Origin of the sequence: Thermococcus henrietii (assembly GCF_900198835.1) — an archaeon.
In the GTDB taxonomy this organism is placed as follows: Archaea; Methanobacteriota_B; Thermococci; order Thermococcales; family Thermococcaceae; genus Thermococcus; species Thermococcus henrietii.
In genome coordinates, this window is sequence record NZ_LT900021.1 from 1 (window position 1) to 26,883 (window position 26,883).

26 protein-coding genes, 1 tRNA gene and 1 pseudogene are annotated in these 26,883 nt (G+C 52.6%); 15 read left to right on the plus strand and 13 right to left on the minus strand.

The genetic code is table 11. From position 1 onward, the window contains the following. The 4 genes and pseudogenes from CS910_RS12025 to CS910_RS00020 all read right to left on the minus strand — a co-directional run. A pseudogene (locus tag CS910_RS12025) lies at positions 1–166 on the minus strand (coiled-coil protein); the annotation flags it as partial. A gap of 121 nt (positions 167–287) precedes the next feature. Next, a complete protein-coding gene (locus CS910_RS00010) occupies positions 288–1,133 on the minus strand; it encodes an SDH family Clp fold serine proteinase (protein WP_099209140.1) in 846 nt (281 codons plus the stop codon). A 47-nt stretch (positions 1,134–1,180) separates the two neighbouring features. Then, positions 1,181–2,125, minus strand: coding sequence for a carbamate kinase (gene arcC, locus CS910_RS00015; RefSeq protein WP_099209141.1), 945 nt, complete (start codon positions 2,123–2,125; stop codon positions 1,181–1,183). A gap of 142 nt (positions 2,126–2,267) precedes the next feature. After that, a complete protein-coding gene (locus CS910_RS00020) occupies positions 2,268–3,530 on the minus strand; it encodes a phytoene desaturase family protein (RefSeq protein ID WP_099209142.1) in 1,263 nt (420 codons plus the stop codon). Positions 3,531–3,937: 407 nt separating this feature from the next. On the opposite strand from CS910_RS00020, the gene CS910_RS00025 reads away from it, so the two are divergent. Genes CS910_RS00025 through CS910_RS00035 form a run of 3 tightly spaced genes read left to right on the plus strand, consistent with a single transcriptional unit; the run spans position 3,938 to position 6,884 of the window. Further along, positions 3,938–5,266 (plus strand): radical SAM protein, encoded by a 1,329-nt coding sequence (locus CS910_RS00025; protein WP_099209143.1) that lies wholly within the window; start codon positions 3,938–3,940, stop codon positions 5,264–5,266. Next, the gene (locus CS910_RS00030; RefSeq protein WP_099209144.1) at positions 5,263–6,171 is read left to right on the plus strand and encodes an ABC transporter ATP-binding protein; all 909 of its coding nucleotides are present in this window, start codon (positions 5,263–5,265) and stop codon (positions 6,169–6,171) included. The genes CS910_RS00025 and CS910_RS00030 overlap by 4 nt, the downstream gene beginning before the upstream one ends. Beyond that, positions 6,168–6,884, plus strand: a complete 717-nt coding sequence (locus tag CS910_RS00035) for a hypothetical protein (protein ID WP_099209145.1) — start codon at positions 6,168–6,170, stop codon at positions 6,882–6,884. The genes CS910_RS00030 and CS910_RS00035 overlap by 4 nt, the downstream gene beginning before the upstream one ends. A gap of 69 nt (positions 6,885–6,953) precedes the next feature. Here CS910_RS00035 and gor read toward each other — a convergent pair whose 3' ends face one another. From gor to CS910_RS00050, 3 genes are all read right to left on the minus strand, one after another. After that, positions 6,954–8,912, minus strand: coding sequence for a glyceraldehyde-3-phosphate:ferredoxin oxidoreductase (gene gor, locus CS910_RS00040; protein ID WP_099209146.1), 1,959 nt, complete (start codon positions 8,910–8,912; stop codon positions 6,954–6,956). Between the two features lie 125 nt (positions 8,913–9,037). Beyond that, positions 9,038–10,165 (minus strand): fructose-1,6-bisphosphate aldolase/phosphatase, encoded by a 1,128-nt coding sequence (fbp, locus tag CS910_RS00045; protein ID WP_099209147.1) that lies wholly within the window; start codon positions 10,163–10,165, stop codon positions 9,038–9,040. 90 nt (positions 10,166–10,255) lie between these two features. After that, entirely contained in the window at positions 10,256–10,492 is a 237-nt protein-coding gene (locus CS910_RS00050) for a hypothetical protein (protein ID WP_099209148.1), read from the minus strand. A 93-nt stretch (positions 10,493–10,585) separates the two neighbouring features. Between CS910_RS00050 and CS910_RS11850 the strand changes: the two genes are divergently transcribed. Further along, a tRNA-Trp gene (locus tag CS910_RS11850) sits at positions 10,586–10,725 on the plus strand. A gap of 198 nt (positions 10,726–10,923) precedes the next feature. Continuing rightward, positions 10,924–11,391 (plus strand): Tfx family DNA-binding protein, encoded by a 468-nt coding sequence (locus CS910_RS00055; protein ID WP_099209149.1) that lies wholly within the window; start codon positions 10,924–10,926, stop codon positions 11,389–11,391. Here the strand turns inward: CS910_RS00055 and CS910_RS00060 are convergent. The 5 genes from CS910_RS00060 to tes form a co-directional block, all read right to left on the minus strand. Continuing rightward, entirely contained in the window at positions 11,326–11,997 is a 672-nt protein-coding gene (locus CS910_RS00060) for a CidB/LrgB family autolysis modulator (RefSeq protein ID WP_099209150.1), read from the minus strand. The genes CS910_RS00055 and CS910_RS00060 overlap by 66 nt on opposite strands. Next, positions 11,994–12,332 (minus strand): CidA/LrgA family protein, encoded by a 339-nt coding sequence (locus CS910_RS00065; RefSeq protein ID WP_099209151.1) that lies wholly within the window; start codon positions 12,330–12,332, stop codon positions 11,994–11,996. Before CS910_RS00065 ends, CS910_RS00060 begins: the two co-directional genes overlap by 4 nt. Positions 12,333–12,405: 73 nt before the next feature. Further along, positions 12,406–14,715 (minus strand): methyl-accepting chemotaxis protein, encoded by a 2,310-nt coding sequence (locus CS910_RS00070; RefSeq protein WP_099209152.1) that lies wholly within the window; start codon positions 14,713–14,715, stop codon positions 12,406–12,408. A gap of 120 nt (positions 14,716–14,835) precedes the next feature. Further along, on the minus strand, positions 14,836–15,135 hold the full coding sequence (locus CS910_RS00075) for a DUF3213 domain-containing protein (RefSeq protein ID WP_099209153.1): 300 nt from the start codon (positions 15,133–15,135) through the stop codon (positions 14,836–14,838). 12 nt (positions 15,136–15,147) lie between these two features. After that, positions 15,148–16,917: a tetraether lipid synthase Tes gene (gene tes / locus CS910_RS00080; protein WP_099209154.1), complete on the minus strand. Its 1,770-nt coding sequence runs from the start codon at positions 16,915–16,917 to the stop codon at positions 15,148–15,150. 145 nt (positions 16,918–17,062) lie between these two features. On the opposite strand from tes, the gene CS910_RS00085 reads away from it, so the two are divergent. From CS910_RS00085 to CS910_RS00125, 10 genes are all read left to right on the plus strand, one after another. Beyond that, positions 17,063–17,413 (plus strand): hypothetical protein, encoded by a 351-nt coding sequence (locus CS910_RS00085; protein ID WP_099209155.1) that lies wholly within the window; start codon positions 17,063–17,065, stop codon positions 17,411–17,413. A gap of 5 nt (positions 17,414–17,418) precedes the next feature. After that, positions 17,419–18,006 (plus strand): type-4 uracil-DNA glycosylase, encoded by a 588-nt coding sequence (gene udg, locus CS910_RS00090; RefSeq protein WP_099209156.1) that lies wholly within the window; start codon positions 17,419–17,421, stop codon positions 18,004–18,006. A 287-nt stretch (positions 18,007–18,293) separates the two neighbouring features. Continuing rightward, positions 18,294–19,901 (plus strand): Na+/H+ antiporter NhaC family protein, encoded by a 1,608-nt coding sequence (locus CS910_RS00095; RefSeq protein WP_099209157.1) that lies wholly within the window; start codon positions 18,294–18,296, stop codon positions 19,899–19,901. 151 nt (positions 19,902–20,052) lie between these two features. Next, positions 20,053–20,181, plus strand: coding sequence for a subtilosin A family bacteriocin (locus CS910_RS00100; RefSeq protein ID WP_099209158.1), 129 nt, complete (start codon positions 20,053–20,055; stop codon positions 20,179–20,181). A 41-nt stretch (positions 20,182–20,222) separates the two neighbouring features. Further along, complete coding sequence (locus CS910_RS00105; RefSeq protein ID WP_099209159.1) at positions 20,223–21,572, plus strand: radical SAM protein; 1,350 nt, start codon at positions 20,223–20,225, stop codon at positions 21,570–21,572. Then, positions 21,565–21,996, plus strand: coding sequence for a hypothetical protein (locus tag CS910_RS11855; protein ID WP_158523785.1), 432 nt, complete (start codon positions 21,565–21,567; stop codon positions 21,994–21,996). The genes CS910_RS00105 and CS910_RS11855 overlap by 8 nt, the downstream gene beginning before the upstream one ends. Next, positions 21,993–22,685, plus strand: coding sequence for an ABC transporter ATP-binding protein (locus tag CS910_RS00110; RefSeq protein ID WP_158523786.1), 693 nt, complete (start codon positions 21,993–21,995; stop codon positions 22,683–22,685). Before CS910_RS11855 ends, CS910_RS00110 begins: the two co-directional genes overlap by 4 nt. Then, positions 22,682–23,338 (plus strand): hypothetical protein, encoded by a 657-nt coding sequence (locus tag CS910_RS00115; protein ID WP_099209161.1) that lies wholly within the window; start codon positions 22,682–22,684, stop codon positions 23,336–23,338. Before CS910_RS00110 ends, CS910_RS00115 begins: the two co-directional genes overlap by 4 nt. A 40-nt stretch (positions 23,339–23,378) precedes the next feature. Continuing rightward, on the plus strand, positions 23,379–24,281 hold the full coding sequence (locus CS910_RS00120; RefSeq protein WP_099209162.1) for a pantoate kinase: 903 nt from the start codon (positions 23,379–23,381) through the stop codon (positions 24,279–24,281). 48 nt (positions 24,282–24,329) lie between these two features. Next, positions 24,330–26,009 carry an ATP-dependent DNA ligase gene (locus CS910_RS00125; RefSeq protein ID WP_099212325.1) on the plus strand — a complete coding sequence of 560 codons (1,680 nt, stop codon included), beginning with the start codon at positions 24,330–24,332 and terminating at the stop codon, positions 26,007–26,009. On the opposite strand, the gene CS910_RS00130 is transcribed toward CS910_RS00125, so the two are convergent. Beyond that, positions 25,993–26,793 carry a PrsW family glutamic-type intramembrane protease gene (locus CS910_RS00130; RefSeq protein WP_099209163.1) on the minus strand — a complete coding sequence of 267 codons (801 nt, stop codon included), beginning with the start codon at positions 26,791–26,793 and terminating at the stop codon, positions 25,993–25,995. The two genes, CS910_RS00125 and CS910_RS00130, sit on opposite strands and share 17 nt — an antisense overlap. Between the last annotated feature and the right edge of the window lie 90 nt (positions 26,794–26,883).

A 26,883-nucleotide genomic window follows, 5' to 3' on the forward strand; every position in this document is an offset into this window, starting at 1 on the left:
ACTGCTGGACTTCCTTGTTCTTCTCGTCCCTCTTCTGAATCCATGTCTGGAGCTCCTTCTCGAGCTCATCAAGTTTGGCCCTTATCTCGTTTCTCTCCTTTTCAAGGGCCTCCAATTCTCTCTTGATTCTCTTAATCTCCTCTGGGTCCACTTTAACCGTTGGCATCTCTCTTACCCCTCTCCCATTTTTAGAACAGCTCTGTTCACTCCAAACATCTGGACTGAAAAATGCAAGACCCAATAAAAACTTTTTGGCCGAAATCGAAAAGGAGTAAAAGGGAAGTAACTCACTTCGAGTTCTCGGCCTTCTGGGGATATGGCATGAACTCCACCGTTCCCCTCTGCCTCATCGGTTGCTTGTAGAGCTCCATGAGGGCGTAAACTTCCTCGGGAACGTCGGTGCTCACGTGGAGGCCGAGCTCCTTGGCGTGCTCGTAGGTAATCGGGTAGTCGTGCGTCCACCTGCCCTCCGTCAGAATCTGGGCAAGCTCCCTTGCCTTCTCCTCGCCGTACCTGTCCTTGAGGAGGTTGTAGACGAAGTCGCGAACCTGCTTTATGGCCTTCTCAGCCACGTCGGCAAGGATTAGCGTCTGGTCGTCCACCTTGTCAACGCCCTTCCTCTCGACGGCCCTGACTATGCTCGGTCCCGGGTACTGGCCGAGCTGTGGGTCAACAGGGCCGAGAACCGCGTGCGGGTCCATTATTATCTTGTCCGCCGCGAGGGCTATAAGCGTTCCACCACTCATGGCATAGTGCGGGACTATCACGCGAGTCTCGGCAGGGTGGTCCTTGAGGGCCTTGGCTATCTGGGTCGCCGCGAGGACGAGTCCCCCTGGAGTGTGGATTATCAGGTCAATGGGCTTGTCCTTGGGGGCCATTCTGATAGCCCTGAGGATTTCCTCACTGTCTTCCATGCTGATGAAGCGGTAGAAGGGTATGCCGAAGAGCCCTATGCTCTCCTGCCTGTGAATCATCGTTATTACCGTCGAACCCCTCTTCTTGGACAGCTGTTGAAGGAGCCGTGCCCTCGCCATCTGAAGGCTCCTGTACTGCATCTGAGGCCATAGGAGCAGGTACAGGAAGAAAAGCCACCATATAAGCGAGCCGAAGAACCCACTTGCCGCGTCGCTCATGTTATCACCTAATAGAAAAAGATGGAGGAGTATTTATAGGCTTTGGTTCAGCCCTTTACAACCTGGGTTCCGGTCTTCCCCTCAAGGGCCTCCACTGCTTTATCGAGCGAGGCTATGATTCCCCTCTCACCTCCCCACTCGACGAACCTTATCACAGCCAGAACCTTCGGCCCCATGCTTCCCTTTTTGAAGTGGCCTTCCTCGTAGTACTTTCTCAGCTCTCCAACGGTAACCCTCTCAAGCCACTTCTCGTCCGGCTTTCCGAAGTTTATTGCCGCGCCGTTGACGTCGGTGAGAATCATGAAGATATCGGCCTTGACCTCCTCCGCCAGCTTCTCGCCGGCCAAATCCTTGTCTATGACCGCCTCAACACCTCTAAGCTCTCCGCCCTCCTCAACAACGGGAACGCCACCGCCACCGCTCGCGATGACTATGAAGCCCTTCTCAACGAGCTCCTGGATTACGGGGGCCTCGACGTGCCCCTTGGGGTCAGGGCTCGGCACTACCCTTCTCCAGCCCCTTCCAGCATCCTCAACGACAACCCAGCCCTTCTCCTTCGCGAGTTTTTTGGCCGTCTCCTCGTCGTAGAAGGGCCCGACTGGCTTGCTCGGGTTCTGGAAGGCAGGGTCGTTTTTATCCACAAGCGTCTGGGTCACTATCGTCGCGACTGGCCTGTCTATACCGCGCGCGCGGAGCTCGTTGATTAGGGCCTGCTGTATCATGTAGCCAATCTGCCCCTGCGTCATCGCGCCCGCGACGTCCATTGGCTGTGCGGGAATGCCGTAAACCTGCTGGCCCGCGTCCATATGGAGGAGCAGTGCACCGACCTGCGGACCGTTTCCGTGTGTTATAACGACCTCGTAGCCCCTCTCGATTATATCCGCTATCTGTCTGGCGGTTTTTCTCACGTTCTCCATCTGCTCCTCGTAGGTTCCCTTCTGACCTCGCTGGAGGATTGCGTTACCGCCAAGGGCTATGACGACTCTCTTCATGAGCATCACCTCCTGGGATGAAGGATTCTGTGCCTGGGCATAAAAACGTTCGTTAGGCCCCAACGGTGTTCATTTGAAAAAGGTTCGGCGGGCGGGAAACTTACTTTGCAAACGTAAAGAAAAATCGCGAAAGGGCTTTCCTTCACAAATACCATTCCGAAAAGCTTCCGAGACCGAGCCTCTCAAGCGTCCTCATCACGCCCAGCGCTATCCCCTCGACCTCTATCCCGCCGGGGGGCTTGTAGGCGTCGCCGACGACGTAGACGTCATTTACAGGAAAGTCTTCCACAACCTGACCGCTGGCGACCCTGTTCACGGGGTTTCCGTCGAGGTAGGTCTGTATCAGAAGGATTTCGCCCTCGCTATCGAGGTTCGGGAAGATTCTGTAGATGTCCTCAATGCCCTTCCTCTGCTCGGCCTTGACGTTTTTACTTTGCAAAGCGTGGTGGAGCATTATCAGAGTGTAACCCTCTTTAGCCAGCTCCGGGCTGAGCGAGGAGGGCTCGTTGTAGCCGTTTATCCTCTCTGTGTCGAGGGTAAACACGACGGTGTTGCCTATCCTCGGCTTCCCCTTCAGGGCGACGTTATACTTTATCCCTTCGCTCGGCTTTAGAGAGTCAATGCGCTTAAGGTAATCGCTGTCGAAGTTGTCCCTCCCAATCAGCTCGACGGTCTCCTTTATCCCAATGTTAGAAACGAGAACGTCGTAGGGAAACTCCTCGCCTTCGGCGGTGATGGCCTTCTTTTCATCAACGTCGACTTCAACAACTCTCTTCCGCGTTAGAACCCTACCCCCGTTTCGCTCGACGATTCCCGCGAGTTCATCGGTTACTGCACTGCAACCGCCCCGGATAAGCCCCGGACCACCCCACTTAAGTGCCGCTTTAATTTCCCTCGCCAGCTCTCCCGCGGGAACGTCCAAGACGCTGTCGGCCCAGCCGAGGAAGCTCTTGATGAAGAGGTCAACGAACTCGTTGTCGCCTATTTTTTCCCGAATCCACTCGCGCCCGCTCATCTCGGCCTCTTCTCCCCCTGGGAGTTTGTTCCTCTTCACGTCGAGGAGCAACTTCGTCGCTTTGGCCTTCTCAGTGAAGCTTAAGTACTTCCAGCCCTCGCGGTAGTGGAAGGTCCTGCCCTCGTAGAAAATCATGCCCTTCGGGTTGGAGTTGACTATCTGGACTTTCGCGCCGAGCAGTTTTAGGAGATGAGCCAGAGGCCCGTCCTCGCCGTGCGGGAGCATGTGGAAGGCACCAGTGGAGAGGCCGAAGCCCCTGTACGGAAGGTTCGCGAACCTGCCACCGATTCTCGGGGACTTTTCGAGAACCGTAACATCATAGCCGTTTTTGGCGAGAAATGAAGCGGTTAAAAGTCCGCCGATGCCCGAGCCTATTACCACAGCCCTCATTCTACCACCTAAGAAGATGTCGAGATGGATATTATAAAGGGTTTGGCTGTTGCACAGCTATACAACTCTTTTACTCAGGCTTCTTTCGGGCAATTCTAATAGGAAAACATACGTTGGAATAAATTCATACTCGAAAAAAAAGAAGGAATGTTTACTTAAAATAAAGAGAAAGATTTATAAATAAACATTGGTCATAATATAATGCAAAAAATTTAAGGAGGTGATGATATGGAAGAGTTGATTGTACTGGAAAGGGGTTCAGCAAGTTTTGATGAACCCAACTTTTGTGGAGTTTTCTGCAATCCAGTGAAAGGAGGAGATAATCCTAATTAATGTGGAGGTTTAGACGTTGAGCTTTTTTATCTTTTTTTATTTAATCCCTTCTAATAAATAGGAGGTGATAAATAATGATAGATAGTAGTAAATTTAAGGCCTCGAAGTATATTTTAGACATTCCATGTGATATAGGGGACAATAGATATATAATATTATTTAATACCCTCACTCATTCTTTAGTTGCTGTATCAGAGAAAATTTGGAAGAAACTTAGAAACGATAATCTCAAAGAAATACCAACAGAGATTTTTGATGAATTAATAAACCTGGGATTTCTATTGCCGGAAGAATTAGATGAAAGGGAGATAGCAAGGACACGCATAAATTTATCAAAATATAACCCAACACATATGGGAATGTTTGTAAATATGACATCAAGATGCAATCTTGCATGTCCATACTGTTATCAAGACTTAAGAAAGAATTCAAACATTAATCTAGATTTAACAGTTGAAAATTGGAACAAAATCATGAAGTTGATTTCTAAAAAAGGAGATATTCTAAAGAAGATAAGTGTTGTATTCTTCGGAGGAGAGCCCATGTTGAATTATGATACCCTGAAAGTAGCAGTAAGAGATCTAGATTCTTTAAGGGAGATAGATATTGAAACTTCTATGTCCATAATAACTAATGGAACGTTATTCTCCAAGCAAACGGGTCAAGAGCTGGCACCTTTCATAAATTCAGTTCAGATCACTCTAGACGGAATGAGGGAGACTCATGATAAGATGAGACCATATCCCGATGGACGTGGAACATTTGATATTATCCTGAAGAATATCCTAGATAATATTGATCAATACAAAAAGAGAATCATATTGAGATCGAATATAAATGAAAGCAATATCGCTAGTGTTAAGTCCTTATTACATTATTTAAGAGAGGAATACGGGTTACATAAGTTGTTAGGAGGGGTTGGTTTTGAATACATATTTCCAACGCAAACGTCAATACATGCAGGTGAAAGCTATAAATTAAGCCAACACATCTCAAAACTACTAATTGAAATTTACTCCTACGCTGTGGATTTGGGATATCCAATAGGAAATCCCCTAGTACTCGGTCCATGTATGGCAAGCCATGCTTTTAGTTTTGCGGTGGATGAACAACTAAATGTATATAAATGTCCAGGCTTTTTATATTCAAACCCAGACGGATACATTGACGAAGATGGTAATCTTATCATCATGAATTCTAGATGGTATTCTTTAATAAACTTTGAGCCACCATGTGCTTTCAATTGTAAATTTGGCCCAATATGCTATGGAGGATGTAAATGGATGGCCAGTGCGTTAAAGTCTAAAATTTCTTGTAACATAGAGCACTTACAGAATTACAGCGAATTTTTGACACTTTATGTTAAGTCAAGATACAAAAAACTTCTGGAGGGTGAACAATGAACGTGATAGAAATCAACAACCTCACCAAAGTATATCCCGATGGTACAAAGGCTAACGACGGAATTTCGATAAACGTGGGAAAGAATGAAATCGTTGGTATTATCGGTCCCAACGGAGCGGGGAAGACTACCCTTATACGTCAGCTTTTGGGACTTCTAAGGCCTACTGAGGGCCATATTAGGGTTATGGGAAGGGACATACTGGCAAATCCGGGCATCATAAAGGAAACTCTAGCCTACGTGCCCCAATACCCTCTCAGCTTTCCATCGCTAAGGGTTGAGGAAGTTCTGGGATACGTGCTTAAAATGCGGAACGGAGACATTTCACCGGTGGAGATGAGAGAGAAGATATCTGAGGTTTTGAATCTCCTTGGACTCAATGGGGCGGCAAAGTTCTTTGGGTATCAGCTTTCCGGAGGCATGAAGAAATCACTATTGCTGGCAATGGCACTTGTTCAGGAGCTCCCGGTTCTCGTGCTCGACGAGCCCACGAGCATGGTGGACATCGTCACAAAACACCGCCTCTGGAGTGCAATAAGGAACTCAAACCGCGAGGGTATTCTACTCGCCAGCCACGACATGAACGAAGTCAAGGCCCTATGCGATAGGGTGTATCTCCTCGTCTACGGGAAGATAGTCGCCTCTGGCACGCCTGCGGACATCGTCTCAATGATTAAGATGCCTACTGAAGTTCGCCTGATACCTGAACGAGCGATATCCCCCAACCTTCTGCCTAAGGAACACAAAAGGCGCGGAGACCTCTACGAAATGGCCTTTGACACGCTTGGGGATGCGCTGAAGACGGTGGAGGCAATACTCGAGAGTTCCGGCATCGCATACCTTGAGATTGAATCCCCCTCCTTCGAGAACCTCGTGATAAGCCTCATCGGGAGGGATAGAGAATGATTCGGCCCCTAATCGGAATGGAGCTAAAGGGAATGAGGATTTACAAGACGTTCCTCCTAGTCAATCTCCTTATCATGCCGCTCGCCCTTTTGTTTATGATGATTATGAACTCCGGCTCAAGAACCCCCGAGGACATCTCATACCTCGTGAGCGGTTTCATCGTCGTTTCGCTGGTGAGCTCTTTCCTTGGAACACTGACGAACAGAGTCAGTAACATCTTTGAACCCAGCGTTCTTGAACTCTACTCGACGTTGCCACCAAAGATTTCCACAGTTATTCTTGCACAGTTCCTAACGTACTCTCTCATGGTCACTCCTCAAGTGCTAATAGGTCTCACCGTTATACTCTATTACCAAGGAGTGAGCAGGATAAACGTTCCGCTCTTAGTCCTGGCACTTTTGCTCACCTTCCTTGAACTAGGAGCATTGGCAGTCGCAATAGGAGCAAAAATAGGAAACCCCTACAAGGCAATGGCCGTTACGGGAATACTTCCCTGGCTCCTCGTGGTGTTCTCCCCTGCCTACTACCGCTCAAGCTTTCCGGCGCTCTACCTGAACCCCGTTACGCACCTTCTTTCCTGCATCCGCTCAGCGATTGGACTGCAGAGTATAAATCCCATTTCGTGGTTAGTATCGGGAGCCTTGACTGTTATTTTCGTAGTCTTGGCACTTAGAAATATCCGTTCCGGCTACATGCTTGAGAAGCCGTTTTAGCCATTTTTCATTATTCTTCTCATCAAAATTATCTTCAAAGAACGCCAAACGGAGAAAGAGAGGATAAAATCAGAGCCTCCACTCAACCCCAAGAATCTCGCTGTAGGCTTCCAGCACTTTGCTCAGGTACTCCTTCGCAGTGCCGACCTTGTCGGCCCTGAACTTCTCGGCCCACTTTTCGTTTCCGAACTCCTCACTGCCGGCCGAAACGAGGTCAATAACGCGCATGCTGTCCCAGAAGACCGGGGTGTAGCCGGCCTTCCTTGCGTACTCGATGAGCCTCCCGATTTGCTTTTTCGCGTGCTCCTCCATGTCGATGTTCTGGCCGTAGGCATCCATGAAGAGCGCCTTAAGCACGGGCTTCATCCAGCCCCTGTGGAAGCGACACCAGCCGACGTTGTCGTACCAGAACTCCCAGAGAGCGCTCGCTATTATCTTCTGCGCCAGCTCCTTCGGCTCAAGGAAGACGCCGAACTGGTAGAAGGTCCAGTAGCGACCCTGAATCGGGAGCGGTATGTAGTTGCCTATCGCCCAGTACATCGTTGGCGTCATCTCGCCGTCCTCGCCGAGTGGAGTGAAGACCGCGTAGTCCTTGAAGCTCTCGCCGTACTTGAGCCTGTCCTTGAAGCGCTCGTCAAGGATTACGCTCGCCTTCCTCTTGCCGAGGCCGATTATCCTGGCTATCTCGTTCTCGCCGAAGGCCACGCGGTGGGCCAGTTCAGCAACGAGCCTGGCGTTGATTTCGCTCGCCTCGACAGGACGCTCGATTAGGGCCTCCTTCGTGAACTCCGGCTTGCCACTAAGGCCAACCTCCTCCGGCTTGAGGAGCCCGCGGTAAACGAGCTCAAGAACCCACGCGGCGGTTCCTCCGAACTCTATCGCGTCGAAGCCCATAGCATCGACGGCGTGAACGCTTATGTCGCTCGCCCTCAGGACGATGCTTCCGCTGAGCGGACCGTTGGCCTCGTAGGGCTCGTACTCGACGTGGTGGCCGTTGCGGTACTTCTTGCAGACGACCGGACAGGGCTCGCCACAGGTTGTCCAGTTTTTGGGCTTTATTGCTTCCTCGTTGAAGGGCTCCCAGTAGTGCTTCATTATGTTCTCGTGAATTTTTATGCGCTCCTCCTTCGGAATGTAGGGCATCTGCCAGTTGAGTATTGGAACGAAGTCACCCTCAGCCGGATAGTTGCCTCCGAAGGTTCCACCGGTGTTGAGCTTGGGGTTGAAGCGGTACTTGGTGGTCTTCTCGCTTATGACCTCGTTGTAGGGCTTTTTGTGGACGCCCTCGACTATGCCCTTCGCCGTCCTGAAGTTCGAGATGTCCTCGCCTGGGAATTTCCTCTTCCTCGGCTTTCCACCGAAGATTATTCCTATGACGTTGTGTGCCCTGAGCAGAACGCTTCCGGAGCCACCCCTCGCGGCCCAGTCCTCGCTACCGACGAGGCGCTGGCCCTTCCTCAATGCCTGGGAGAATATAGCGCCGTAGTTGGTGTTGAGGGCAGAAGGACCGACGACAGCTATGCGGTACTCGAAGTCGAAGCGCCCTCCAAAGGTGTCTATGAGGTACTGGGTGAGGGCATAGACGCCTTCCTCGCCCTTGTAGCCCCTCCAGACCTCGATGACCTTTTCAAGCTCAATCTCGTGGAGCTCGACCCCAACGTTCTCGCCGTCGTTGTAGAGGAGAACAACGACGGGCTTCTCGGCCTTGCCCTCGAAGGTCACGAAGTCAACGCCGACGTTCTTGAAGGCGTAGGCGGCACCGCCCATCGCCGATGGAAAGAGAGTCCCGTAGAGCGGGGAGCGGAAGAAGAACATGAGCCTGTGTGCACCGGGAAGGGCCGAACCCGAGAACGGCCCCATTCCCATCACGACGACGTTTCTCGGGTCGTACGGGTCAATGCTATGGGTTTCAAGGGTCTCGTGGAGCTCAAGACCGTAATCTATGACGCCGTAAATGCCATCTTTCTCGATTTCCTCGCTTTCAACTTTGTTCTCGTTGAGCTTTATATGTATGACAGTGAACTTCACGGCCACCACCCCTTTGTATCACTCTAAGTGTTAGGTCTCGCCAAAAGTTAATAAGGTTTTCCAAAAACATAAGAACTAACCCAATCGAGAAAAGTTAAACGGAAATGTTAATAGAAAGGGAGGAATCACTCGATGTCCTCGAAGCGCTCCTCAAGCCTCTTCAGCACGCCCGGCAGGGTGGTGTACTCCATGTCCTCGAGCGGGAGCCTGTGGGGCTCGAACGGGCCGTGCCTGCGCATGTACTCGGTTATCTCAAGGGCCTTCTGCCTGGCGTAGTCGTAGGCCGGGTCGTCGAAGAGGTCAACCGGACCGACGAGCTTTCCTTCGGGGCTTATCTGCCAGCCGAGCGCGACAACCCTCGGTGGGCCGTCGAACCTGGTCGGGTTGGCGTAGTTCATCGGAACGGGCATTATCGGGCCGTTGTGAGAGCCTCTCATCCATCCGCTGACGAGGTGCGGGAAGGCGAAGGGCTCGAGGACCTCACCAAGGGCAGGAAGTCCGCTCTGGGCCCTGACTATAGCGACCGGGTCGTCCTTGCCAACGTACTCGCCGGCAATCTCATAGAGCTTCTCGGTGCTGACAACAGCTACCGGCTCGTCCTTCGGGAGCGGGTGGCCTTCCTTCGGGTAAACGCGCTTGATGACGTACCTGCTCTTGGCTCCAATGAGCGCGAGAAGGTCGTAGACCTCCTCCGGGGTGTTGAGGATGACGCGCTTGTGCTTGAGGATGTCCCAGACCTCGAAGCGGAAGCCGGCGTGCATCTTGGGGTCGATGACCAGACCAGCGGTGTTGAACGGGTCGGCGAACATCCTGAATATCGGCAGGTTAAAGGCTCCGGGCTCGGTCTTGTCCATGTGGAAGGTCACTATCGGCTCGCTCTTCCTGAGGGTAATCTCCATCTCGGCAACGCCCGGGCCCATTCCGCGGACGTTTCCGCTGAAGGCGTCCTTGAGAAGGTCCTGACCGGCGCCGTAGAGGCCGAGCTCCTTGGCGACCTTGGTTGCCTCCTCGAAGGCCTTCCAGGCGAGCCCGTGAACCTCTGGACTGTCAACGCCCTTCTTGTGGGTCATTATCAGCTGGAGGTCGTCGCCCGCGTAGGCCACGTAGAAGTCGATTATCGTCCCTTCCTCCTTGGCCTTGGCAAGGACTTCCTCCGCGGTTTCTATCAGCTGCGGGTGCACCCTGGAGTGCCCCGGCCAGCCACCTATGTCGGCCTTAATTACGCTAATCGTTATCTTTTCTCCAACGGCCATGGCAACCACCCGACGAGAATAGGGAGTTTTATGCTTATAAAACGTTAATATCACCGTAGATGATACGGGGAGCCTAAAAATTGAAAGGGTTCACTCACAGATATCGGTCCAACCGAACTGTTCCCTAACGACCTTGATGAGGTTCTTGAGCTCGTCCTTCTTGATGTTGACGCTCGAGCTTGCACCAACGAGGGCTATGATGCCGTGGACTTCCTCCTGGAGCTGTATAACGTCGTCGTGGACCTTGACAACCCTGAGTTCCCTCCTCGCGGTCTCGTCCTCCCCAATCTTGAACTTGTCTTTTCCAATGACGATTGGCTCCTCCATCTCCACCACCCCATAGTATTTTTGTGTGTCAAAGTTAATAAAACTTCCGGGAGCAAAGTTTATAAACCCGGGACGGTTAAGGTTGAGACGGACGGGGGCGTGGTGTAGCCTGGTCCATCATCGCGGGCTCCAGAGGTATGAGGACTTGCGGGTTTGCTGATTGGGGATGAGCCTTTGGAGCTCTGACCCGGAGAAACCCGCGGACCGGGGTTCAAATCCCCGCGCCCCCACCACAGAAACTTTGCGAAGGCAAAGTTTCTTTGGTGAAGCTTTTTCCAAAAGCTTCTTCGCCAGCCTTTCCCAAAGGCCGTGCAAAAGTTTTCTCCTCTGGCATCTTTAGTAGCTTGGAACAAAGCTTGCTCACCAGTTAGATGTTTTCCTAACCTAAAAACTTTTAACCTTCCATGCTCTGTTAAGCTTTGGTGTTTACAATGAAGAGCTTTTTGACTGAACAACAGATTAAGATTCTCCGTCTTCGCGCGAGAGGCCTTAAACAGAGCGAGATTGCCGAGCTCCTCGGCACGAGCAGGGCCAACGTTAGCATACTGGAGAGGCGGGCCCTTGAGAAGATTGAGAAGGCCCGAAACACCCTTTTAATCTGGGAGCAGATTAACTCCAAAGTGAGCGTTGATGTGAGGCGGGGAGAGGACATATTCAACGTTCCAGAGAGGCTTTTTGAAAAGGCCGATAAGCTGGGTATAAAAGTTCCCTACAGTACGGCCGAGATAATAGCGTTCCTAGTCGAGCACGCGCCAGTTGACGACAGGCTGGCGAAGAGGGACTTCACGCTCTTCCTCGACGCCAACGACAGGCTTCGCGTCAGCGAGTGTATCCTAGATGATTTTGATGAGATACGGAAGAAGGACCGCAGTAAAGACCCCGTTCAGGGCCATGGCTAACCCGCTCACGGCCCCGGCTAATCCGTCCTCGGTTATTATCCTCGCCGTCCCGAGGCCGTGGGAGGAAACCCCCGTTGCCAAACCCCGCGCTATTCTGTCCCTGACTCCAAAGACGTCCAGCAACTCCGGCGCGAAGGCGTTGCCGAGCAGTCCGGTCGTTATCACCAGAACCGCCGTCAGCGATGGGATTCCGCCTATCTTTGCGCTCACGCCTATGGCTATGGCAGTCGTCACGCTCTTCGGGGCTATGCTTCGAAGAACGGTTTCGCTCGCGCCGAGTAACTGGGCCGTCCAGTAGGCGCTCAGCACCGCGGTGGTTCCGCCGATTAAAATTCCCAGCGAGATTTCCTTTGCGTACCTGGCTATGAGTGCCCTGTTCTTGTAGACCGGGATTGCCAGGCTCACGACTGCCGGTCCGAGCAGGAACTTGAGGAAGACCGCGCTCTCCATGTACGAGTCGTAGGAAACGTTTCCGAGCTTGAGGATTACTGCAATTGTGATTATCGAGAGCAGAACCGGATTCGTGTAGAACGCCGTTCTCCTCGCGTGGAGCTCCGAGAAGACGTAGAACACCGCGAGCGTTAGGGCTATCCCGTAGGGGTTCATCTCCGAACGACCTCCACGGTTTTTGCGGTCACGAAGAGGGTAACGACGAAGCTGAGAACCAGCGCGACCGATATTGGAACGAGCTGGGCCTTTATCAGGCCGAGGTAAGTGACTATCCCGACTCCCGGCGGGATGAAGAGGACGCTCATGTTCTTCACGAAGAGCTCGGCCTCGTTTTCGACCCACTCAAGCTTCACGGCACCGCTCAGAAGCGCCGAGAGCAGGAACAGCATCCCGAGAACACTACCTGGAACCGGGAGGTGAAGGCCAGAACTGACCATCTCGCCGAGCGCGTAGAAACCGAATATTATCGCCAGTCCTCGATATGGCTTCATGGTTTGGAGTACGCGCTTCTCCAAAAAGACCTTTCGGAAGGGGTTTGGAGAAAGGGAAAATATGGAGAAGCCGTCAGAGTTTGAATTTGCTGATGATGTTTCTGAGCTGTTCAACGATGTTTTTAAGGTCGTTTGCGGCTCTTTCAAGCTCCTCAGTGGCGGCAGTCTGCTCTTCAACAGCAGAACTAACCTCCTCAGCACTCGCAGTGGTTTCCTCAGCACTCGCAGCCAAATTCTCCAAAGCACGCAACGCCTTATCAACCTCCTCCTGCGTCCTGAGGACCTGTTCTTTCACTTCGCCCATCCTGCCACTGGCCTCCTGGAGGAGGTCGGCGATGTTCGTGAGGTATGTAACGGTCTCCCTGAGGGTCTCGGCGCTCTCACCCACGACCCTGACACCTTTCTCGGTTCTCTCCGCGGCGTCCCGAATTTCACTCGTAATCTGGTCGATGATGTTCTTGATATTGTCAGCGGCCTGTTTGCTCTCCTCCGCAAGCTTTCTAATCTCCTGGGCAACGACTGCAAAGCCTCTACCCGCTTCCCCAGCCCTAGCCGCCTCAATAGCCGCGTTTAGAGCAAGCAGGTTCGTCTGCTCAGCAATATTCGTAATCACATCCGTAATCTCCTCAATACTCCTACTCATCTCCGCTATCTTGCTGACGGCGCCTTCAATGTCGTTCATCATCTCCTGGATGCTCTCTATCTGCTGGGCCGAGACCTCGCCCTTCTCCCTGCCTTCGGTGGCGATGTTAACGACTTCGTTAACGGCCCCTTCAAACTCTTCTATGGCCCTGACGCTTTCGGCGCTGGTTTCTGCTACAAAGCGCATTCCCTCGGTTATTTCGTTGATGTGCTCCTGCTGTCTCTGTGCTTCAATGCTAACCTGCTGAACCGCCTCATTAACCTGATTAATCGCCTCGGTAACGTCGCTCGATATCTGTGCCAGAACGTTTGCCTTCTTTTCGAGTTCGTCGGTGACCGCCACTATCTCCCCTATTAGACCCTTGAGCTTGTGGGTTGTGTCGCGGAGGTCCTCAAGGATTTCCCTGAGCTCACCCTTGGCTTCCATGCTGAGGCCGTTGCTTAAATCACCCTCGGCAAGGCGTTCGAGTTTTGTCGCTATCGTGTTTAAGGTTCCAACGAGGTCCTTCCCAACCGCCTCAAAAGCCTTAATCAACGCACCAATCTCATCGTTCTCGAGGTATCTAATCTGTTTGAGCTTTCTGTTCACTTCACTCAGCCGGCCCTCGGCAAGGGCTTGAGCAACCTCGCGGAGGTTCTCCAGGGGCCTTAGAGTGTCTTTGAGTATCCTGTACGCCAAGACTACCATAAGGGCCCCAATTAAGGCCGCCAGCACTGAGCCTATGAACACTTTTCTCACGTTGTCATCAACGACAGCCGATATCTGGGTGTTTATTTTTGTGCTGCTCTCCTTCAAAGCTGAGTTTATGGCCTTGTCCATGGGACCTGTGAGTTCGTTAAGGGGCACGATTGCCAGAACAATCCATCCCGTCGTTTTCATCCTTTTGTAACCGGCGATTTTTTTGATACCTTGGAACTCGTAAACAACCCAACCGGAGTTGTTTCCACTTTTAAGGGCCTCCGCTATTGGTTTGAGTGAAGGAACATCGTAGATGTTTAATTTCTGGACAAGGCTCTGGTTTGGATGGACTATTACGGTTCCCTTCTGGTCAATTATGGCTATATAACCGCTCTCACCGAGCTTTATTTGCTTCGCCTGTTCTATGAGCGTGGAAACAAAGACGTCTATTCCAATAACTCCAACGAACTTTCCATTGACGTAAACGGGCTGGGAGTACGTCACCATCCATTTTCCAGTTGAGGCATCTCTGTAAGGTTCAGTCCAGACCGGTCCGTTCTTCTGGACTGCCTCCTGGTACCACGGCCTCTTCCTCGGGTCGTAACCGGCCGGAAGCTTCTGCTCAGGATAAATGTACATGTTACCCGTAGAGCTACCAAAGTAAACGTTAGCTACGTTTGAGTCAAGGCTTTTGATGGCCTTAAACCTGTTGAGAAGAAACGTCTTGAACTCGGGGTTGTTGGTCCCGTAGTTTGTATACGCAACCTGGACCGCCTCCGTTGCAATCTCTCCCATCATCTTCATCTTATCAAAGTAGTCGTCAAAGAGCTTGGCGCCCAGCTCCGCCGACCCAACTGCTATAGTACCTGCCTCCTCAACTATAGGTTTTTCAATTTGCTTGGACATAACCTTGGGAAGTTCCTGGTTCAGTTGTTCATCAAGTGTTTTATGAATGGTGGAGCGCATGGTTATCGTGGAGTACCCGACTATCGCTGCCCCCAAAACAACCGTGACGAGAACCGCAACGATAAGAGTTGCGGTTATCTTTTTACGAAATTGCATCCCGCGCACCCCCACCACTTAAGTTACAGCTGGGAGAATTACGGCGTTGAAAGTTAAATCGCTTTTGTGTAGGGGGCTGTGTAGGTGATTACTCTTCAGAAAAGGGAGAAAAGGGCGAAATCAGGTTCTCTCAAGGATGTTGTTCCAGGAGTAACTGGACTCAAGGAGTTCATCCACGGTCAGCCTCTTCTCACTTACAACCCTGGCGTTGAGTTCCTTCAGGGTTTCGAGGATTTTCTCCCTGGACAGGGTCTCTTCGTCGAATATCACGAAGCCTCTCCCGGTGTAGCTGTTGAGGAAAGCCCTCCAGACCTCAGCCTTCGTCAGGAGCTCGTACTGCTTTGCCGTTGCAAGCTCCCAGTTCCCCTTATCGAACTGGAGCTCGAGCCGGGTGAGCTTCGCATTCGGGTTAACGGTCATTCAATCACCCCCTCACTCCTTCGCAAGCCCGAAGTAATCCTCAATGTCGATGTAGGTCTTTCTGTAAACTTCACTGTTCTTCATCTTCTCAACGAACTCCTTGGTTCTCCTGTACTTGTCGCTCCAGTAGTCCCAGTCGGGGTGGATGGCCTTCCACTCCTCCCAGGTGTAGCTGAACTGGGCCTGCACCTTGTCTCTGTAGAGCTCGGGAATCACGTTGAACGTACAGAACGGCACCACTCTTCCGTCGGGCATGGCGTAGTGGATAACGCAGCGCTCGACGCGCTCGACGTCGTAGTTGTACTCGTCCATAAAGTGCATCATCCCAATGAAGAGCGCGTTCTCGTGGAACTTGCCGAGGGCGTCGTAGTTGCCGTGCATGAAGGCGTTCTTTATCAGGTCGAGGACCTTGAGGCCCTTCGGAGCGTATTTGTCGTCGTAGAAGCTCTTGAACTTGAGGAATATCTCCGCCCCGAGCTTGAGCTTCTGGAGCTTGCCGAGCTTCTTCCACTTCTCTATCTCCTCGGCCTTCTCCTCGAGATACTCGACGAAGCCCTCAACGTCAAGGAACCTGCTTATTGGGATGACCCTCTTGTGTTCCCGGTCCAGGAAGATGTAGGTCGCGGCCCCACAGCAGTAGTGGCTCGTCATGTAGTAACGTGAACCAGTGAACGCCTCGAAGAACCTCGCTATGTGACCTGCTATCGGAATCGGGTACCAGTCGTTCATCTCGATTACGCCGTTGGTCTGCTCCTCTATGCGCCTTATCGCTCCCGGAATCGTTATTCTAAACCTCTGGCGCTCCTTCTTTGGAACCCTGCCAACGAGGGAAATCGGCTGGAAGTTCACTCCCCTGACGATGTCAAGGTGGTTGAGACCGAAGTTGATTATGGCCCCAAGCTCGTGGTCGTTGACGTTCCTAATCGTTGTCGGCACGAGGACTATTCCGGGTCCGCCGGCCTTTCTCACGTTCTCGAAGATGAGCGGAATCTCCCAGTGGTTCTTCCAGTTGGTCTGAGGCGTCATTCCGTCGTAGCTCAGGTAGAGGGTGTTGGTTCCGGCCTCGCGGATTTTCTTTACGAGTTCGGGCTCGAAGGCGAGCTTTATTCCGTCGGTGTTGAGCTGGACGTGGTCGTAACCTTCTTCCTTCGCAATCCGGATAATCTCAATCAGGTCGTCGCGGAGGGTCGGTTCTCCTCCGGTGAACTGGACTGCGTTCGCCCCAACCGGGTACTGCTTCTTGGCGTTGCGGAGCATCATTCTAATCTGCTCGAGCGTCGGCTCGTAAATCGGCTGACCTTCCTTGGCGTAGAAGAAGCAGTACCAGCACGACAGGTTGCAACGGTTGGTCAGAACGATGTTGAGCAGGTTCGTATGGGAGCGATGCCGAGCGCATAAACCACAGTCAAAGGGACAGTTGACGCCGGTGTTCTCCACGTTAACGCTCTTGAGCTTGAAATCGTACTTCCAGCGCTGGAAGCGGTAATACTGCTCGACACTCTCGTAGTAGAGATCGGTTATCATACCTTCGGGACAGCGCTTGGTTATCCACACTTTACCGTCCCGCTCCCAGACGAGGGCAGGAACCACGCGCCGGCTTTCCGGGCAGAGGGAGTAGGTCCTATGAGGCAACGGGCCACCGTAACCCCTGCTGGCGGTTTTAAGCATTCCCTCAAACTCCTCCTCGCTTATTTCAGGGAACTCGACTATATCCCTGACCCTTCTAGTTAGTTGCTCAAACTCTTTCTCACCACTCGGTACCTCACCGATGTTCTGGGCCATAGTTCATCACCGCTACACTAAATCCAACGGGGAGGTATAAAAGCTTTTGCGTGGATATGAAGATTTTTCTGCATAGGTATGCCCCAGATGTGGGAACTCGGGCTAAGGTTAAAAGTCCCTCCACGAAAGCCAGTCGGGTGGTTGAATGCCGGCTCGTGAGATGAGGATGGAGATGTTCGTAAGAGCCCTTTTGAGAAGGGACTTCAGCAGGGCAAAGGGACACATGGAGAAGCTGATGAAAATAGCGGGCAACGATGAATGGGGTAGGGGTTATTCACGGGCCGTCGAGGGCATAATGAACGCCCTCAAGGACAACGACGCCGACTCACTTGTCGTCCAGTTGATTTCCAGCAACGACAGGGAGAGGGCCGAGGAGTTGCTCAAGAACTACTCAAAACTAGCCGGGCAGGACTTTCGTGATAACTATGAGAGGGGTTATTACACCGCGTGGACCGAGTTCTTGAAGGCGTACCTCAGCCAGAAAACGCTGACGTGATGCCTATGGGAAAGGAAGAGCTCATGAAGAAGCTAGAGGAGAGAATCCGAAACTGCCAGAAGTGCCCCCTCGGGGGTCTCAGGACGAACGCCGTCCCCGGGGCGGGAAGCTACGACGCCAATGTGATGTTCGTCGGCGAAGCCCCCGGTTACTGGGAGGACCAGAAAGGGTTACCCTTCGTGGGCAGGGCCGGGAAGGTTCTTGATGAACTTTTAGCTGGGATAGGTCTGAGCAGGGACGAGGTTTACATAACCAACATCGTCAAATGTCGCCCACCGGAAAACCGCGACCCGACGGAGGAGGAAATCAAAGCTTGCTCCCCCTACCTCGACAGGCAGATTGACATAATAAGGCCGAGGGTCATAGTTCCACTCGGCAGGCACTCGATGCGCTACATCCTGGAAAAGTTCGGGTTCAAGCCTGAGCCCATAAGCAAAATCCACGGAGAGACCTTCGAGGCGAGGACTCTCTTTGGGAAGATAATCATAATGCCGATGTACCACCCTGCCGCGGCCCTGTATCGGCCCCAAATCAGGGGAGAGCTTGAGAAGGACTTCGTCAAACTGGCAAAAATCCTTGAGAAAATTAGCTGAGTTTTTCTTCACATTTCTGCAAATTTTGCGGTTGTCAGTGTTACGATTTTTCGTTTTATCCTTTTTGTACGAGCCACGCTGGAACGCTTTTGGGAAAGGTTTTTATTGGTTCAATGTTCTATAATATACTTAGTCGCAACTATATACACTATACAGTCAGTAACTGTCCATTAGTGTACGTGGATTTTTTAGGGCTGTTCGAGGGGGACGCGAATATTGCCAAAAATTTTCAAGAAAATCTTATATATTACGAAAATCTCCGGCAGATTTAAAAAGGAGGTGAAAATATGTTGGATTTTGGGGTGCTGTCCCTGCTTCCCCCACTGATTGCAATAGTTTTAGCGATATGGACGAAGAGGGTTATCCTTGCCTTGTTTGCCGGCGTCTGGGTTGGTGGAGTCATGGTTTCTGGTTGGAATCCAATAAGCGGAACCGCCCAGACCCTCGACTGGATTGTTAAGAACGCTACCGACGACTGGAACGTTAAGATTCTTCTCTTTGACTTCCTGATTGGTGCAGGTGTTGGATTGATATACAAATCGGGGGGTGCTTTTGCGATAGGACGAGCGCTGGCTGACAGGGTCAAAACGAGCAGGGGAGCAGCCGTGATGGGTTGGCTCCTTGGAGTGCTGATATTCTTCGACGACTACACCAACACCATCATCGTAGGAAACACGATGAGGCCCATAACGGACAGGACGAGGGTTTCCAGGGAGATGCTGGCGTACATAGACGACTCCACAGCGGCTCCGGTCGCGGGAATAGCCATAGTCTCGACTTGGATAGGCTACGAGGTTGGTTTAATCGGTGATGCATTCAGCAAGCTCAACGTGGACTTAACCTCTGTGGGTGGTGCCTACGGTGCCTGGATGCACAGCGTTCCCTACAGGTTCTACTCTATACTCGCCATCATCCTCGTGTTCCTCGTGGCTTTCTTCCACAGGCATTATGGTGCCATGCTCAAAGCGGAGATGCGCGCTAGGACGACAGGAAAGGTCCTCCGCGACGGGGCAAAACCCTTGATGACGACTGAAGTGGACCTCGGAATGCCCAAAGAGAACGGAAGCGTTCACGTCTTCATATGGCCAATACTCACCCTGATATTCGTCACGCTCTACGGTATGTGGTACACCGGCGGTGGAAGTGCCGCCTACGCCAAGGGAGGCCTGATGAACGTCCTTGGAAACGCCGACTCAGCAAAAGCCCTCCTCTGGGGAAGTTTTGCAATGGTGGTTGTGGCCTTCGCTCTCGTAATCGGAATGAGGCAGATGACGATTGAAGAGGCCGAGGATGCGATAATCCGCGGTATGAAGCAGATGATTATAGCAAACACCATTCTACTCCTCGCGTGGAGCATAAAGAGCGCCACTGACGCCGTCGGCACCGCCCCGTACATAGTGCACATAGCCAAGAGTGCGGGGGTTGGTGGAAGCTGGATTCCGCTCATAGTTTTCCTAATCTCAATGTTCATTTCATTCACAACGGGAACCAGCTGGGGAACCTTCAGCATAATGCTCCCGATAGCAATTCCGCTCTCCTACGGTGTCACTGGACACATAGGTCCCGACGTCTTCGCCAGCATCGGTGCGGTCTTTGCCGGCGGTATCTTCGGTGACCACTGTTCCCCGATAAGCGACACCACGATAATGAGTTCAATGTTCAGCGGCTCAGACCACATAGACCACGTTACCACACAGATACCCTACGCGGTGACGGCGTCGAGCGTTGGTCTAGTTCTCTACTTGCTCTTTGGAATTGGGCTGAAAGATTGGAAGATTCTCCTGCCGGTAGGCTTTGTGCTACTCATCGTGGCATGGTACGCCCTCAGCGAGTGGTACGGCAAAAAGTACGGCGTTCCGCATGGCAAGGTGCCGGTGTACGTGGTCGAGGAGTGAACTCTTCTTTTTTAATTCTTAATCAAATTGGCTTCTACCTGTAGTTTCTAAACCTTTGGTTAATAACATAGAGTTTCTTACTAATTGATAAAGAAAAATTTATGTATACTCTTGGATACAAGTTAATGACAACTCTTGAGGGGGTGGCGATATGGACCCTAAGTACGTTGTATCGGGTAAGGACTGCAACGTCTGTGCTCTCTGCGCCCTCTGTCTTTCTGACGGCCCGATTCCAGACTTCGAAGGATTCGGTGTTTACGGTCTCTTTGGCCTCTTCTGAGGCCATTACTTTTTTGAAGTTACCCACTAGGAGGTGAAGGGATGCAGAATGTCATCAAACCTGCCGTGACATTGGAAACCCTCGAGGATAAGTATGTCTTTCTTGCAAAAGAAACCGTGCTTAGGATTTATCCCCATCTCGCATCCATCCACAGAGGAAACATCAAACGAATCGTGAACCTTGATGCCGCCTATGTTCTCAGGATGTGTGATGGGAAAAGAAAAGCATCCGAAATCACAGACAGCCTTGCCCATTCTAAGGAAGAGCGTCATAAAATCCTTGAATTTCTCTTAACTGCCGTCAAAAATGGTGATGTGATTGTTTCAGATATCCCAATCAATGTCCCAGTTGAGGTGGCTGAGCACGATTACATCCTCCCGTCACATGTAGTCTTTGAACTTACCGAGAACTGCAACCTAAACTGTGCCCACTGCTATAGAATAAAAGAAAGGGTACCGCTCTACATGCCCTTTGAGGCATTCAAAAAGATAATCGATTTTCTCTCAGGACACCTCCTCGTTGGCACTGAGCTAACCGGTGGAGAACCGACGCTCCATCCGGACTTCGTGGAAATCGTTAGGTACGCCGCGGAGAGGCTCGAGCTCGTTGGCGTCCTCACGAACGGTCTCTACTTTCCTCAGGGGATGATTGAGAAACTCTCATCATACACAGACAAGCTCTTCTTCAGCGTCAGCCTCGATAGCCCAGACCCCACGTTTCACGACGGATTCAGAGGTTTGAGAGGTGCGTGGAAGAGAACTGTTGAAAACATAAAACGGCTCACCGACGCTGGATTTAATGTGAGGATTGCCATGACCGTAACGCCGGGGAACATAGAGCACATAGAAAAGGTCGCTGAACTGGCAGTTGAGTTGGGGGCCAAAATGTTCACCTACAGCCCGATGCTTCCCTTTGGCAGGGCCGATGGATTCACGTGGTCCAACGAAGACCTGTGGCGCCTCAGTAAAATCGACAGAAAAGTTCGCAAAAGATTTTCTAAGATAATACCCGTTGCCCAGTTTGAGGAATTCGGGAAGAACATTGAAAACTGCGGTGCAGGGTGGAGAAGTTTAACAATAGGCCCCGACCTCTCAGTCAGGATGTGTGTTGTGAGCGACTCGGCCAGAGATGTTATTGCCAAGATTGACATCAACGATTTGGAAGGCTCCTTTAGGAAGATAACCCCGCATCTTAAATTTCTCCATGGAATAAACGCCCCTGGTCCTGGAATCTGCGGAAACTGCAAGTTCATTAACTTTTGCACTCCCTGCATCCTGCGCGCACGCTACGTCCTTGAAAAGGGATTCATACCACTCAAAGGATGCCGATGGGCAAATACCATTGGAGTTAAAGCCCTGAAAAAGTATCTCCGGGTGAGAACCAATGGATGAGAAAACGGTCCTTCTTCTTCTCGGTCTCTACGGTTACGTTGCCTTCGCCCTCATCCTCCACACCGCAAAGAAAACCCTGCTGGGTGAGCCATCCCACTGGCCAAAGATAAGGAGGTATTTCGATGCAGTCGTCGGGTTAATCTCAGTCATTTACTCCCTTCAGATAACTCAGAAAGACCTCCGCCTTGTAACGACCCTCTACGGCCTCTCTCTCATGGCAAACTCCGTTAGGGGTCCCCTCGGGGTGGGCAGGTGGGGAACCGGCTCCAGAAAGGCCTTCAACTACGTGGCAAACTCCTACATAATCCTCTCCCTCTTCCTGATGGCGCCGGCGGTGAAGAAGCTCACGGGACTCGAGCCGGTTCTCGTCCTAATTCCCCTGTTCCTCGGGACGTACTATGCCATTTGGGGGTGGAGGAGGTGAAGGTCGTCGAGGTCAGGAACCTCAGGAAATCCCTTGGGGGCAGGGAAGTCCTCCGGGATGTGAACTTTGAAGTGGAGAGAGGCGAAATCCACGGCTTCCTTGGGCCGAACGGCGCTGGGAAGACAACGACAATCAGGACAATCCTCGGTCTCCTCCACCCGGATTCCGGTGAGGTCAGGGTCTTCGGCGAGAAACCGTCAAGGGGCATGTTCACCAAAGTTGGAGTCATGTTCGAGTATGAGGTTCTGAACCCCGACTGGACGGTCGAGGAAAACCTGCTCTTCTGTGCTTATTCAAAGGGATTCGACCGCGACGAAGTCACGAGGGTTCTGAGGGAGGTGCGGTTTGAAGAGGCCCACTGGGGGAAGAGGTTCAAAGAACTCTCCAAGGGCATGCGCAGGAAGGTTTCCCTCGCCGCTGCCTTGGTGGGCAACCCCGAGCTCCTAATTTTGGACGAGCCCATGAGCGGGCTTGACCCCACCGCGAGGATAGCGATGAGGGAACTCCTCACCAACCTGAGGAATACCGGGAAGACGATACTGTTCTCCTCCCACGAACTCGCGGAGGTTCAGAAGGTGGCGAATAGGGCCACCATAATCAAGGACGGAAGGACGGTGTCCACTTTTGGGGTGGACAACTCCGTTGACCTCGAAAAGATGTATATCAAACTCGTGGGGGTGGAATTATGAATATCAGAGGGCTCATAACCCTCCACTTCAAGACGACCCTCAGGGACTCACTGTTCGGGATAGTCCTGGTTGGACTCCTCGTGTGGGCGTTCTCCTCAAAGAGCGTTCCCAAAGAGTTCACAGGGCAGGAGAACTTCACGTTCTACACCCTCTTTACGATGATGCTGGTTGGCTACGCGGTCATGGTTGCAATATCGTTCACGAGCATGATAAAACGCAAGACCGCTAGGTTCTACCACCTCCTGCTCGTCATGCCTGGCAGACTTCCCAAGCACGTCTTTTTTGAGCTCCTGCCTTCGCTGTTGCTTGGAGAAATTGCATCAATAGCCGTAGGACTTGTGATGTACATGAACACAGAAAACGCGTCTCCCACATGGCTCTTCCTGCCCGTTATCGGCAGTTCGCTCTTCGTCTTTGGACTCTCAATGGTTTCAATGGTGGTGGTGCTCCAAGTTTCAAACGTGAGACTCATCAACATAATCATGTTCATCCTGCTCTTCGTCCTCGCGAGGGTTCCAAAATACCTTCTCGAACACGGCTACTCCATCTCGGTCGCGACCAACGTTATGATGCTGATAGCCCTGGGCGTTGCAGTACTCGGCCCGTTGGCCCTCTCCTCGATAAACACCGAGAGGGTCCTCCTCGCGTCGTGATGTTTTTAAGCATCTCACTTCTTTTGTTTTGGGTGTCATCATGCTCGTGAGGTCATTCGTTCCAGCCCATATAACGGCATTCTTCGTGCCCGTTCTCCACGAGGACCCGCTCAAAGCCGGCTCCCTCGGCGCTGGAATCAACCTCGACAAGGGAACAAACGTCTTCGTGAGCGTAGAGACCGGAACGCTGGAGAGGCACGTCCACATCGCCTTCAACGGCGAGCCCGTGAAGAGGGAAGAGGCTGTAATCAGCTACTCCGTCGCCGAGAGGCTCGTTCCTTCCGATTTTCTCGGCGAGGTCGAAATCTGGCAGTACTTCGACTTTCCCAACGGCCACGGCTTCGGCAACAGCGCGGGGGGCGCTCTCGGCACGGCTTTAGCGCTGAGCTACGCCTTCGGGGGGACGTGGCTTAGGGCGTCTCAGATAGCGCATGAAGCCGAGGTAATCCACAGAGGGGGCCTCGGCGATGTCGTAGCCCAGCTCGCCGGGGGAATTGAAGTCCGCGTTAGAGCCGGCGGGCCCGGAGTTGGCGTCGTTGACAACCTCTTCTTTGAGGACTACCGCGTTCTGGTCGTCCCCCTCGGAAAGCTCTCGACCAAAGAGGTTCTTGACGGCGACGTCGTGAGGGCGATAGAAGTCAAGGGGAAGGAAGCTCTGGAGGAACTCCTGAAGGGGCCAACGCCCGAGAGGCTAATGGTTCTGGCGAGGGCCTTCGCCGAGGGGACGGGCCTGCTCACAGGTGAGCTCCTTGAGCTGGCGGGGGAACTCGACGGGGTTCTGAAGAACCCGAGCTCGATGATAATGCTCGGGAAGGGCCTCTTCGCGCTCGTTCGGGAGAAGGAGCTTGAAAACGCGAAGGCACTCCTTGCCGACCTCGACGTCCCCTACGACGTTGCCGAAATCCACGAGGGGAAGCCGAAGGTCGGGAGGTGGGTGGGCTAACCTTTTATCCCCCTCGCCGTATTGGTTTCGGTGGTGAGAGTGGGTGACATGAAGTACTCCGAGCTGGCCGAACTCTACCGGAGGCTTGAGAAGACCACGCTCAAAACGCTCAAGACGAAGTTTGTGGCAGACTTCCTCAAGAAAACGCCCGACGATTTGCTCGAGATAGTCCCCTACCTGATTCTCGGCAAGGTCTTCCCCGATTGGGACGAGCGCGAGCTCGGCGTCGGCGAGAAGCTCCTCATAAGGGCCGTTTCGATGGCGACGGGCGTCCCCGAGAAGGAAATCGAAAACTCGATTAAGGACACCGGCGATTTGGGCGAGAGCGTGGCTTTAGCCCTTAAGAAGAGAAAACAGAAGAGCTTCTTCAGCCAGCCCCTCACGATAAAGCGCGTTTACAACACCTTCGTCAAGGTTGCTGAGGCGAGCGGAGAGGGAAGCCAGGACAGGAAGATGAAGTACCTGGCCAACCTTTTCATGGACGCCGGGCCAGAGGAGGGGAAGTACTTGGCAAGAACCGTCCTTGGGACGATGAGAACCGGCGTCGCCGAGGGAATCCTGCGCGATGCCATAGCAGAAGCTTTCAAGGTGAAGCCTGAGCTGGTAGAGAGGGCATACATGCTCACGAGCGACTTTGGCTATGTGACGAAGGTTGCCAAGCTTGAGGGGAACGAGGGGCTCTCGAAGGTGAGCATACAGATTGGGAAGCCGATAAGGCCGATGCTCGCCCAGAACGCCACCAGCGTCAAGGAAGCCCTGATAGAGATGGGCGGTGAAGCGGCCTTCGAGATTAAGTACGACGGGGCGAGAGTTCAGGTCCACCGCGACGGGGACAGGGTGATAATCTACTCGAGGAGGCTTGAGAACGTCACCCGCTCGATTCCCGAGATAGTTGAAGCTGTAAAAGCCTCCCTGAAGCCTTCTAAGGTCATAGTCGAGGGTGAGCTGGTTGCAGTCGGCGAGAACGGTCGTCCAAGACCCTTCCAGTACGTCCTCAGGAGGTTCAGGAGGAAGTACAACATCGAGGAGATGATTGAGAAGATTCCGCTCGAGCTCAACCTCTTCGACATCCTCTACGTTGATGGGGAAAGCCTCATCGACACGAAGTTCGCCAAGAGGAGGAAGAAGCTCGAGGAGAGCGTCGAGGAAAGCGATAAGATAAAGCTCGCCGAACAGCTCGTTACGAAGAAGGTTGAAGAGGCCGAGGAGTTCTACAAACGCGCTCTGGAGCTCGGCCACGAGGGGCTAATGGCGAAGAGGCTGGACTCCGTCTACGAGCCCGGAAACCGCGGTAAGAAGTGGCTGAAGATTAAGCCCACGATGGAGAACCTTGACCTCGTCATTATCGGGGCGGAGTGGGGCGAGGGAAGGCGCGCACACCTGCTCGGCTCGTTCCTCGTGGGAGCGTACGACCCTGAGAGCGGTGAGTTCGTCCCGGTGGGCAAGGTTGGAAGCGGTTTCACCGATGAAGATTTGGTCGAGTTCACCAAGATGCTCAAGCCCCTGATTGTCCGCGAAGAGGGCAAGTTTGTCGAGATTGAGCCCAAGGTCGTCATCGAGGTCACCTACCAGGAGATACAGAAGAGCCCCAAGTACAAGAGCGGTTTCGCGCTCCGCTTCCCGCGCTACGTTGCTTTGAGGGAAGATAAAAGCCCGGAGGAGGCCGACACCATAGAGAGGGTCGCCCAGCTCTACGAGCTCCAGGAGAGGTTCAAGGCGAAGAGGTGAGTTCCCAAGAGTTCTCCTCTTCGTTATTTTCCACTCTCTCACCGTTTTCCCAGGTTTCACCGTTCTCCATTGGCGTTTCTTCCCGATATTCCTCGGCGTCGCTTTCATTCCTCCGGGCAACGGCTTTCCTCGCGTAGCTCACCGCGAATTCGAAGGCACCGTCAACCGAGTTGTGGAGGTACACGAGAACAACAACGCTTACGAGGGAAACGACGCCTGCGAGGGCTCCGCTGGTGTACAACAGCAGGAGGGGTGCATCGTAGAGGCTGTGAATGATGGACGCCTTGAGGTAGCCCCTCGCGAGGGACCCTTTGAGGGCCTCTTCCAGTGCTATCGCTGTCCAGGCAACGTGGAACATGATGACTATCGTCCTGAAGAGGGCGCCAATTATGTTCCCCATGGAGACGAGGAGTATGAAGTACATGACCGCCTCTATGAAGCCGAAGGCCAGTGCCGTTTTTATGGTGAGGTGCCACCGGGTCAGTACGCTCTCGTCCTTTTTGGCGATGAAGGGGATTAGCTTAGCGCCTTCTTCGATGGGGCCCACCACAAGGGCGAGGATTAGGAGGGCCGTGGGAGTACCCCAAAACGGGTATAAGGCGAGCGCCTCGAGGGTCAGGGCAACCAGAAACGCCAAGATTCCCCAGCCCATAGCCGAGCGGAGTGGTAGGGGGAATATTACCCTGTCCGTCTCCGCGAGCCAGGACAGCGTTTTGAGAAACACGCTAACCCCAACCGCGAGCGCGATGAGTACGTAGCCCACGACGAGCAGTACCCCAAGCATTCAACCACCGACTAACTTTTGACAGTGGTAACTTAAAGTTTTCGGTTGATTAGTTTATGTCAACTTGACCCCTACTTCCATCACGTTTTT